The organism is Paenibacillus rigui, assembly GCF_002234615.1.
Classification (GTDB): domain Bacteria; phylum Bacillota; class Bacilli; order Paenibacillales; family NBRC-103111; genus Paenibacillus_S; species Paenibacillus_S rigui.
Map to the genome: position 1 here is coordinate 19,506 of NZ_NMQW01000021.1, position 11,885 is coordinate 31,390.

At 43.4% G+C, this 11,885-nt stretch carries 7 protein-coding genes; 6 read left to right on the plus strand and 1 reads right to left on the minus strand.

Annotated features, from left to right (window positions below):
- The first annotated feature begins 68 nt into the window (after positions 1-68).
- The 6 genes from CF651_RS14990 to CF651_RS15015 all read left to right on the plus strand — a co-directional run bounded on the left by CF651_RS14990 (position 69) and on the right by CF651_RS15015 (position 6,642).
- Positions 69-434, plus strand: a complete 366-nt coding sequence (locus tag CF651_RS14990) for a helix-turn-helix domain-containing protein (RefSeq protein ID WP_179232821.1) — start codon at positions 69-71, stop codon at positions 432-434.
- 448 nt (positions 435-882) lie between these two features.
- A complete protein-coding gene (locus tag CF651_RS14995; RefSeq protein WP_094015679.1) occupies positions 883-1,281 on the plus strand; it encodes a CidA/LrgA family protein in 399 nt (132 codons plus the stop codon).
- Complete coding sequence (locus CF651_RS15000; protein ID WP_094015680.1) at positions 1,278-1,973, plus strand: LrgB family protein; 696 nt, start codon at positions 1,278-1,280, stop codon at positions 1,971-1,973. The genes CF651_RS14995 and CF651_RS15000 overlap by 4 nt, the downstream gene beginning before the upstream one ends.
- A 197-nt stretch (positions 1,974-2,170) precedes the next feature.
- Positions 2,171-2,905 (plus strand): SDR family NAD(P)-dependent oxidoreductase, encoded by a 735-nt coding sequence (locus tag CF651_RS15005; protein ID WP_094015681.1) that lies wholly within the window; start codon positions 2,171-2,173, stop codon positions 2,903-2,905.
- A 301-nt stretch (positions 2,906-3,206) separates the two neighbouring features.
- Positions 3,207-5,024: a cache domain-containing sensor histidine kinase gene (locus CF651_RS15010; protein ID WP_094015682.1), complete on the plus strand. Its 1,818-nt coding sequence runs from the start codon at positions 3,207-3,209 to the stop codon at positions 5,022-5,024.
- A gap of 34 nt (positions 5,025-5,058) precedes the next feature.
- Complete coding sequence (locus CF651_RS15015) at positions 5,059-6,642, plus strand: response regulator (protein ID WP_094015683.1); 1,584 nt, start codon at positions 5,059-5,061, stop codon at positions 6,640-6,642.
- Positions 6,643-6,817: 175 nt separating this feature from the next.
- Here the strand turns inward: CF651_RS15015 and CF651_RS15020 are convergent, their stop codons facing one another.
- Positions 6,818-11,233, minus strand: a complete 4,416-nt coding sequence (locus CF651_RS15020) for an S-layer homology domain-containing protein (protein ID WP_179232822.1) — start codon at positions 11,231-11,233, stop codon at positions 6,818-6,820.
- Positions 11,234-11,885 lie beyond the last annotated feature (652 nt).

An 11,885-nucleotide genomic window follows, 5' to 3' on the forward strand; every position in this document is an offset into this window, starting at 1 on the left:
TTTGTTTTGTCATCGATTTGTAACATAGATTTGTCCCAACAAAGTCAGTCCCGATGTGGCTCAAAGCCTTGATACATCGGGATTTTTTAGTTCATAGGGTAGGCATTATATATTTAACTCCTAAATTCCATAACAACCTCAATCAAGTTGAGTTTGCTCGGATGATTGGTGTTTCTCAAGAAAGTTTAAGTGATATTGAAGCCGGAAAAAGTAAGCCCGCAATTGATACCGTTATTTCAATTCACGAGAGGTTTGGATGTTCACTAGAGCGGCTGTTAAAGGGAACCGATACTTATAAAACAGAAGCGATTTTTTCCTCATCCGAGTTAAGTCCAAATGAAGTAGAACTAATTAATGCTTTTCGAAAATTAGATACTAAAAACCAGATGGAAGCATTAGAGATAGTTAGGCTAAAATTGAGAAATATCATTTAATCATTAAGTAGAACATGATGATGACTTCTGTCAGTTATGACTTATGGTTGATGAAAAAATAAAGACTTCACGTAAATTTGTATAATTTAAGCAAAGTTGAATTTTCAATAGTCTTTGGCATTTAACAAGATAATCTGAGTGAAATAAAAAAAGATAACAAAAAGCCCTTTGCTGATACATTTTATGGTATATCCCCTTCTGGTAGGCAATTAAGAGAATGACTCTTATTGTTAGCTTGAAGGGGATTTTTCGTGAGCAGAATACTGTATGGAGGGAATTGACTGAACTTTGACCAGGTGATATGATTATTATCATAATTATGAACGTTGTTCATTATTATGAACAACATATATTTAGACTCTGTAAAGGTGTGACTTTAAAGAAAATCTGGGACTCGTTCAAGAATTTCTCTACTAAACAGCATGGTTGTGCTTAATGGAGGTGTAGTATGCAAGGGTTTGCAGTTTTACTTGTTTTTTATTTGGTTGGAATGTTCATTCAAAAAGTATTACATGTTCCTCTTCCTTCTAATGTAATCGGTCTCGTTTTATTTACTTTATTTTTATTCATGGGATTAATTAAATTGAAGTGGGTTGAAAGTGCAGCGACGTTTTTGAACCGTCATATGCTGTTGTATTTTGCTCCTATAGTCGCAGGAACAGTGTTCATCCTGCCATTGGTTCGGGGGCATGTTATTTCAATTATTGTGACTTTTTTTCTTAGTTGGTTGGCTGTACTACTTTCTGCTGGATGGACAGTGAAGTCGCTAAATGGCAGAAGCGTAAAAGGTACAAAACAAATTAACTCTACATCTTCGCACTTTTCAGCAAGGAGGGAAAATACGTGAGTTTATCTTCGGTTGCACAAAGCCCAATATTTGGAATATCATTGACTGTGCTGGCATACGTATTTTCACTTGGCATAAATCGTATTATTAAATGGCTTCATCCGCTCTTTATATGCTCAGGTTTGATTGTAGTTGTTTTGCTTATTGGCGGAGTCTCTTATTCGGACTACCAAATCGGGGGAAGTTTCATTGAGTTTTTCCTCGGACCTGCAACTGTAGCAATGGGAGTTCCGCTTTATAAGAACGTGCAAAAATTTAAAGAAAAGATAGCTCCATTATTGGCTGGGATTTTTGCGGGTTCAGTTATGGGCCTCGCCAGCAGCTCAGCATTGATTTGGCTGTTCGGCGAATCAAGAGAAATTATGGTTACCATGATGCCCAAGTCTGTAACTACTCCCATTTCTGTTGAAATTATCCGTAATTTGGGGGGGATTCCAGAGTTGGGATCCGTACTCACCGTATTAACCGGCTTGCTTGGTAGTATGATTGGTCCCGAGGTACTAAGGCTTTTTGGCATACGGGATGCGTTTTCCATTGGCATTGCAGTGGGAACTTCTTCCCATGGAATTGGGACGGGTAGATTAATTCGTGAATCAGATCTGCTTGGCAGCATCAGCGGATTTTCCATGTGCATGGCGGGGATGATCACTTCGGTACTAGTAATCCCAATATCTTGGTTAGTATATCCATAATTATCGTCAGACCCTTCCTGCTGAAGGAAACATTGCAGTAGTGTAATTATATTGAATATAAATATGGTAGCGGCCCAATAAATTAGTGGTACAGCTGTCTATGGTAAGCTTATATACGGTGCAAATAGATCAGGTTTTGAACACTTTCGAAATTCAAGAAAATCTTAAGATTTATTACACATACAGGAGGACAGACCATGAAAGGAAAGGTAGCTGTTATTACGGGTTCCGCTACAGGTATTGGAAAAGCAATTGCCCTTCGTTTAGCCAAGGAAGGGGTTCATATTACAATTAATTACTCAAAATCTGAAACTGAAGCGTTGGAAACGAGAAAGCAGATTGAAGCTTTAGGAGTTAAAAGCCTGCTGTTTAAAGCTAATGTTTCGGATGATTTTCAAGTCCGGCAAATGATTAGAGAAACCGTGGCTACTTTTGGTCGATTGGATATATTGGTCAATAATGCAGGAGTGACTAATTTTGTCAACCATGCAGACCTTGAAGAACTGAAGGAAGAGTATTGGAACCAGGTGATGGATGTCAACGTTAAGGGGCTTTTCTTCTGCTGTCGAGCTGCAGCATCCGAATTAAAAAAGCAGAACGGCTGTATTGTCAACATTACGTCAGTTGCAGGATTGACGGGATTGGGTAGCTCAATCGCTTATGCAGCCTCGAAAGCCGCTGCCATAAGCGTAACAAAATCGCTTGCCCGTGTCATGGCCCCCGAGGTCCGTGTAAATAGTGTTGCACCCGGGATTGTTCAAACCCGTTGGGTTGAAGGGCAGCAGGATCATATAACGAGACTGGCAGAGGGGACGCCACTCGGCAGAATTGCAACTCCTGAAGATGTGGCGGAAACAGCGTACTCTATAATTGCCCATTCGCATTTTGTGACCGGAGAAGTCATCAAAGTAGACGGCGGAATGTTTATCTAGGTAAGTGACCGCTATACTATCTTCGAACTACAGAAAATTAAACAATCACCAGATCCATTGAGGCTCTCCAAGAGCCTCTTCTTGTTGGGGGAAATTCACTTCCTCTTAACAAGATGAATTTATTGAAACGACATGTTTTATTAGGTACTATTAATATTAGCTCGCCTTGATCACTTATTGATGCAAAGGATATCATTAATGTAAGCGGATACAAAAATAAAGAGCGGGTATGTTAATCGGATCATTTTTTTCTGGTTACGGATCAAGCATGGGCCAAATTACAATTGAGGATGGATTTGCAATGGGGCATATCAAATGGTTCTCAAAAGCGGCTTTGTCTGTAAGAAATATGAAGCTCCACAACAAATTGTTGGCAGGTTACCTACTGGCTGGAGTCGTTCCGTTGATGGTGGTAAGTGCTATCATCTACCAACATTGGGTCAAGGGTTTGGAGGAATCCGCTCAAGAATTTGCATCGCTGTATACTTCCCAGATCGAGGTTTCGCTAAATAATTTCACTAAAGAATACGACATGATTACCAAATCGGTATTGGTTGACAATGATATTATTTTCAAGTTCGGTGAAGAGCGGAAGTTGACTATGGATGAGTTGATTATTCAGAAGGTTACCGTACAGAGATTGTTGATGAGACTTGCTATGTTGAAACCAGAAATTGTTAATGTGATGCTGATCAGCCGCGACAACGGTATTTACCAGTACGGTAGTGCAACTAGCATGGTAAACATGAATGCGTTAGTTACTAAGGAATGGTACAAAAGACTTCAAAGTTCAGACAATACATTTTTTATTACGGGCTTACACGACCGCACATATTACGAGGATAAAGGACAAGGTGCTCTGGTCACGATAGGCAGAGTGCTTCTAAATTATGATGGTACTTATGCCGGGCTGCTTCTTATTGATATTGACCCGTATACATTGCTTCCTCTTGGACAAGATTTTCTCAATGTTCAGGAAAAGTATGGAATAGCCGTTGACATAAGGGATAGTTCCGGTGAAATTGTTTACCATTCTGATGCGGCCAGTGGCAAACAATCATGGAAAAAAATAATGGAGTCCGGTAAGGAGTTTGCAAGTGGTTCGAGTACGGATGGAAAAATTGTTCTCACTGGCCAAACCGAGCTAGGTAATCTAATTATCAAGACTGAAATTTCCCGTGATAAATTACTGAAGAAAATAAGCAAGATGAAGGTTGTGACCGTCATGGTAATTGTAATCACATGCCTTATTATGATGATTATCTCAATAACATTGAGTTATACCATTACCAAACCAATCAAAGCCTTACGCCGAAGCATGAAGCAGGCAGAAACAGGAGAATACAAACCAATCCACAGTGAGCAGTCCAATGACGAAATCGGGTGCCTGGTTAGTAGCTATAACAAAATGATTACCACCATTCGAACCTTGATAGAGGAAGTTTATATAGCTGAGATAAAGCGCCGTCATGCCAAGTTTATTGCCCTTCAGAACCAGATTAACCCTCACATGCTCTATAATACGTTGGAATCGATCCGCATGAAGGCGATCGTCAATGAGGATGAAGAGACCGCCGACATGATCATGATCCTAGGAAGAATGTTCCGATTAGCATTGGGCAAAGAAGGAAGGCGGCATTCTATTAAGGACGAAGTTGAGTACACGGTTAATTATTTAAAGCTACAGAATATTCGTTTTGACGACAAGTTCTGCCTGGATATCCGCATTCCCGATGAGATGCAGCGGTGCAACATCATTCCCATTGTTTTTCAACCCATTGTTGAAAATAGCATCAATCATGGATATCAAGATTACAACCGGATGATGAATATCGTAATTGAAGGGCTTTGGACCGAGGAGGGATGGATATTGATTCGAATTTCGGACGATGGACTTGGCATGTCTGTTGAAGAATATGAAGGGCTTAGCCGAATTTTGGAAGAAGCTGAATTGGATAAGTATAAGCTTGAATCGGAGGATGGGCCGAAGGAAAAGGGGCTAGGCCTGAAAAATATTGCAGAGCGCATAAAAATACATTATGGCGAACGATATCACCTTAAGATTTTGCCTTGCGAAGGGCAAGGGACAGCAATAGAGATACTGATTCCCAAGCTCTAATGGCTTGTTAACTAAATAGAAAGGGGAGAGTGTCATGAAGGTCATTCTGGTAGATGACGAAAAGGGGATTTTGGACGGTCTCCAAGTGTTGATAAAACGGTATATTTCGGCCTGTAAGGTAGTCGGTGTAGCCCTCAATGGTCTCGAAGGTATAAAACTAATTCAAGAACAGAAGCCAGACATAGTAATAACCGATGTTCGAATGCCTCGGGCCGACGGTCTAGAAATGATCAGAATGCTTAAAGAAGCGGGGTGTCAAGCGAAGTTTATTATATTAAGCGGTTATGCCGACTTTGAATACGCCCGAAGGGGCATTCAGTTGGGGGTTCAATTTTACCTTAACAAACCAGTGGAGGTAGGAGAGCTGCGTGACTGTATTCATAATGTTATGGAGGTCATCAAGACGGAAAAAGCTAAGCTTCAGGAAGTAGAAAATCTGAGGCAAGAGGTCCATAGTCGAATGCAGGAAAATTCTTTGAGGGACATTATTGACGTTGGTAGTGAAAATACCGATTACGTCGAAGAACTATTGCGGATGGCATCTATTTCCATCGAAGGTAATTTTTTTGTTTGTGCCTTGTTAGAATTGGGAAATACCTTTGAGAACCTTAAAGAATTTGTTTTTGAACCGGTATTTCGCCAGATAGATCACACATTTGGGCAGTACCGGAAAGTATACAGATTCCGTTATTCCAGGGGCCAGATTGGACTAGTTGTTGCACATAATCGAGATATTGCTTATGAGAATTTGGTCGGTTCCATCCAGCGTTTGAGAGAGAGCCTGTATCGCGATTTAAAGCTGTCTATGACTGTTGGAATCGGAACCGTTCACGAGCGGGCAGCTGGGATTAGCCGATCTTTCGAGGAAGCACGCTATGCTTTAAGCTATAAGGTTATCAAAGGTGTGGATGTTGTGATCCCTTACCCGGAGATCATAAGCTTGCCGGGGACGAGTCCTTCTATTTCGGAAGATATGATCGTTCAACTAGAATCTGGTTTAGACAATATGGATGAAACAGAATGTGTTCGTATCGTACGTGAAATATTCCGGCAGATGGAGTTAGAAAGAGGAATGAGTCCAGTCGACCTCCAATTACAGTGCTTGAACATCCTTTTATCTAGCGTACGTAAAATGTCCTTCCTTCAGCTGCAGCAAAATAATTTTTTGGGAGAAAATATATTGGCTCCAGAGGATGCTACGCGTATTCGAACGATGGAGCAATTGGAGCAATGGATGGTTCAAGTGTTTAGAGGAATTATTTCCTTCAAGGTGGAAAGAAAAATACCTAAGAAAAAGGATATCATTACCCAGATCAAAGAATACGTGAGGGACCATTACCACGATCAGATCAGCCTAGCTGATCTATCCGAACGCTTTTTCATTAATCCATATTATTTAAGCCAACTGTTTAAACAAAAGACAGGCGATACTTATCTTAACTTTCTTGCTCAGATTAGGATTAACAAATCGATGGATCTACTGGAGAAAACCGATTTGAAGGTGTACGAGATCTGCCAAATGGTTGGCTACTCCGATGCTCAGCATTTTGCCCGCTTATTTGAGAAATTGGTTGGGACTAAGCCCAGCGAGTACCGTAAGAACTCGAGGAGAAAATAAATAGAACCTAAAAAAGCTGCTGGATTCGTTCGACACTAAGTGTCAAACGAATCCGGCGATTTTTTTTCATCCTAACATGCTAAAAAAGATGTCTGAACGTTCTGGACTTGGCTCTGAGAACCCATTAATAAAGAAGGGGTCCGTGGAAGGACCCCAATATCATCTCTTTATATGTTTAATCTATAAAATGGACGGCTTTTAAGAAACGCTTCAGGATGACAGCGGTTTGTGCACGAGTTGCCATTCCGTTGGAACCGAGTGAGTCATCGGACATGCCGTCGATCAAACCTACACTGATTGCGGCAGCGATTTCTTTCTGCCCCCAAACGATTTTGCTGGAATCCTTGAATCGGCCGAGAATCATGGATTGGTCCGAAGGAGCAAGGCTGCTGCCCTCGCCGACGTAGTTCATGGCCCGGATAGCCATTGCCGCAAGCTCCTCACGGGTAATTGGCGCATTCGGACGGAACGTGCTGTTTTCATAACCATGGATGATTCCGGCAGCCGAAGCTGTGGAGACAGCGTTCGAGTACCAAGCATCGGCATTGACATCAACAAATGAGGAAGCCGACGTCTTGGGGCTAAGCCCCAAGGCCCGAACGATCAATGCTGCAAATTCCGCACGGGTGATACTGCGGTCGGCATCGAATGTACGTTCCGATACCCCGTCAATCACAAGTTTGTTAGCCAGCAGTTCTATATCTGTCTTTGCCCAGTGAGCGGCGATGTCGTCGAAGCTCCGGTTTAGCTCAACAACCGTGTAGACACTACTGCCGTTCCGCTTCAGGGTTGCGATCGTTTTGCCATCCTTGAATTCGAAAGTAGCAGGTACGAAGGTTAAACTTCTGGTAGTCTCATTGAACAGCGCCCCCGTCGCTTTGTCAGGGTCAACCGCTTTTTGTACGTCGACGGATCGGGAAGCATAGGTTGTGCCAAAGTTTACGTCATATGAATTTCCGCCTTTGGCTTGAACGGTCACGCTGAAGTCAACCGCGTCGGAGACAGACGATGCATTCGCTTTGGAGACGGCCTCCGCAACGCCTGTGGCGATATCTCCGGTTACTTTCTTTATGGATACGCTTACATTCAGATCGTCTATGCTGACCCCTATGGATTGGACTAGCTCCTCCAGCTTCAGAACAGACAGCGGAAGAACGAAAGATCCGTTCGCTGAGATCACCTTCACAGCTGAGCTTGGATTCTTCGAAGCATCGATGAGACCTGCAGCCGGCAAGCTTACGCTGTCTCCATTCGCCGCAATTTCAACTAGATTCAGAGCGGCAAGGGCCGATATGAGCGAATCGGAGTCTACCTTCCCTTCCGCGTCTGCTGTTAAGCCCGCGCTCGGAACGGATTCGCCTGGAGATGCGCCGCTCCCGCTGTTCACGGAACCGCCGCTTCGGGAAGAAGTCGTGGACACGTTAAGCGTTGGGCCGTCCGTGCTTGCGTTGCCGTTTGCGTCGACGGCCTGAATGGTAAAGGTATAATCGTTGCCCGATGTCAAACTGCCGATGGTGGCATATGTGGAGCCAACGACCGTAGTGGATAAGGCAGCTCCGTTATAAACTCGGTAAGCTGCGGCTGAATTATCTGCTCCGCTCCACGAAAGCCCTATGGAGTTTTGGCTGCGGCTGGTGGCAACCAAACCTTTGTTGTTCGCCCACGAGGGCGGGGTTATATCGGAAATCGTCACATCATCGATGTATAGCGTGTTCTTGTCAGCTTCCCCGGTGCGGAAGCTGATCGTATCCAGGCTCGTGAACGGAGCGGAAAACGGTATTCCCGATGCTTTCAAAGTGTTATTTACGTAGATGTCGTATTTGTTCGTGGCAGGATTTGCCGTCAAACTCACGTTGTACCACGTTCTGGCGCTTAGGCTCTGGAGAGCGTTGCCGTGTACCACCAAGCTTCCGGCATCATTCACATATACATCTGCTGCTACAGTAGTGCCGCTCTTTAATTGAAATCGGTCACCCGTTACATTCGATTCTTCCATAAATCGCCACTGAATTGTGAGCGTTTCCATATGCGCAGTGAAGGTTTTGGAAATCTGCGCAAAGCCTGCGGTTGAATCATCCTTCAGGTAAACACTCCGGTTGACCGTACTGGGCACATTCATGATGGAAACGGCCGTGTACGCCGCCTTGGTTACTGTCCAACTTGGAAATGCTCCCGTAACCTCTTCGTCAAACGTATTACGCAGCAGCACATTCGTATCGATCGGTTCCAATACCAAAAGCTGCAAGCTGTTCGGTTCAAGGTATACAGAAGTGCTGTAGGAGCCGTTATTAGCCACGATCTTGTCGTCAACCATTTGCAGGTTAGGGTTATCCGGGTCTCCATTATAATAATTACTCGTTGTATTGTTGATCTTATAAATCTTTACCCTGACTTTTTTACCGTTGAATATGGACGGCAGGTTGGATATAGTGATGGCCGGATTGTAATCTGTATTTCCCGTGCCCTGATAGTTCCACACCATAAGGGAAACGCCTGTATCATCCTTGGCAGCCAGAGCGTATACACCTTTACCGTTGCTGTCGATACGATCCGATACAGCCGATACCTTGGTCGTTTTCATTTTTGACTGCATTTCCCGCATATTTCCGTAGGGTGTAAACTTATCCGAATAAATGGGGTTTAGGGGTTTATTGTTTCTATCTCTCGTTACTAAAGCATCCTTTCTGCCGTTACCGCCATTATGGCGCGTATTCCAGCCGAACGGATAGTTTTTACTGCTGCTGCCCGAATACCAATAAGCAAGCGAGGCCATTCCTGCCGCCTGTCTTAATTGATCTTTATCGATATAATCAAATTTTGGCGGTTTTCCTGTCGCAAGCGAGGCCAGGTCAAGATCGTCCCCCAGCGGTCCCGGGTACATGCCCGTCTCCGTGATGAATGACGGGATTTCCGTGCTTAGGGCTCTACTGCTGAGTTCAGTCTCAATCGCAGATCTTTCCGCCGCCGCCATGTTGGGGGTATCCTTATAGAAAAGATTTTTTCCAGTCGCCGGATCTTTTCTTAAATAACCGTGATAGGATATAAAATCAAGCTTCTTTGCCGGAGAGGTATCATTCTTATATCCATCCAGAAACCCTCTGAACCAATCCAAATCGAAATTGTATAAAGCCGGTCCACCCACCAGCAAAGGGACTGACGGATTGAGTTCCACATTGACTTCGTATACCGCATCGGAGAATGCCTTATAATAGCCGTATAGATTACTGGGTGAAAGAATATTGATATTCGTTTGTTTGCCTGTAATCGGATCCAATCTGTAGTAGTTAGCTTCACTGTTAGCTGGTGCATCCGGCTCGTTAAAAACTTCTATATACTTGATTTTGGGGAATTGCAGTTTAATGTGTTTGATATATTCCTTTACGACAGGCTTGATCTGCGCAGGCGTATATTCCAATTCTTTGATCACTTTTTCAGCTCGTAAATTAATTAGCAATTCATCGGCCATATTACTTACTTGTGATAAATAGGTGTCAATTTGGCCATAATTGTTGAATAAACCCGTGGTTTCGTCATAAATTTCTGCTTCATTCAGCCACGCTCTTTGAATCTTGGTATGAAGGCCCTGCTCATTAAGAAACTGTATATCCGCAGGCCTCGATGCCTGTGCCGCCGGAAAAGTGGATTGCTTGGCTATATTAAAGTACTTTTCGCTTCTAAAAAGCTCGCCTTGTGAGACGCTTGCATCAACGGAGACCGTTGCAATTGAGGGTTTGCTTACGGGCTCCAGAACCAGCAATTGCAAGCTATTCGGTTCAAGCTGCACGGAAGCGGTGTAATTCCCGTTGTGGGCCACGGTCTTGTCGTCTACCATTTGGAGATTGGCTTTGTCGGGATTGGTATAATAATTACTTGTGGTTGCATCGATTTTATACGTTTTCACTCTGACATTTTTACCGTTGAATATGGAAGGCAGGTTGGATACATTGGCAACGGTATTATACCCTTTTGTATCCGTTCCCTGATAGTTCCACATCATCAGAGAAACGCCTGTATCATCCTTGGCGGCTAAGGCATATACGCCTTTACCGGTCACGATGCTATCCGAGGTGGCCGCTATTCGGGTCGTTTTCATTTTGGACAGCATGGAGAGCATATTTCCGTAAGGCGTAAATTTATCTGAAGGTATATTTGACAACACCACATTATTGGTATCTCTGGATACTAAAACATCCTTTCTGGAATTATCCGGATGACGCAATTCCCACTGAAACGCGTGGTTTTTGCTGTTATTCATAAACCAGTAATGAAGTGATGCCAATCCTGCAGCCTGTCTTAATTGGTCCGGCCCAACACCCCCGTTGCTGTTGGGGACATCAGACAAAGTTCCCGGGTAAATCCCCGATTCAGTAATGAATGACGGGATATCCGTGCTAAGGCCTCTGGTGCTAAGCTCAGCATCGATCTGGATCCTTTGAGTGTCGACGATACTGGGATTCTCCTTAACAAATCCGGTATAGTTCGGTCCGACAAAATAACCGTGGTAGGAGATGAAGTCAAGCTGCTTTTTTGGCGATGTATCATTTTTATATCCGTCAAGCAATCCACGTAACCAGTCGAGGTCCAATCTCATTGTCGTAGGCCCTCCAACCTGTAAAGGGACCGAAGGTTTTAACTCATCGTTCACTTCATATACAGCATCGGAGAACGCTTTATAATAGCTGTATATTGTGGCGGGTGTAATAACGCCTTTATATCGATTGGTATACACATCGTCAGGCTCATTTAAAGCTTCAATATACTTTACTTTAGGATAATTCTGTTTCAGGTATCTAATAATATTCTTAAGGATAGGCTTGACTTTATCAGGAGACTGGTATTCGGGGATCACTTTCTCTGCCTTAATATTAACGAGTAAGGCATCCGCCATATGACTTGTATCGGAGAAGTAATCGTCATATTTGCTAAAATTATACGTATCGGTGTCCACATCATAAATATCTTGGTCAACCCAAGTCCTTAAAACTTTACTATGAAGACCTTGGTCATTGATAAACTGTATGTCTGCATCTCTTTGTTCCCCATAGGTAAAATATTTGGATATGTTGAAGTATTGTTCACTTCTATACAGTGCGCCTTGTGAGACATTGGCATCAACGGATACCACTGCACCTGAAGGGCTTGGAGCCGCATTTGCTATGCTTGGTTGTGGGATGATTGTACTTGTTCCCAGTAACACACTTGCTAGGGTGAAACTAAGAGTTTTTACCCTCAACAACTTGTTT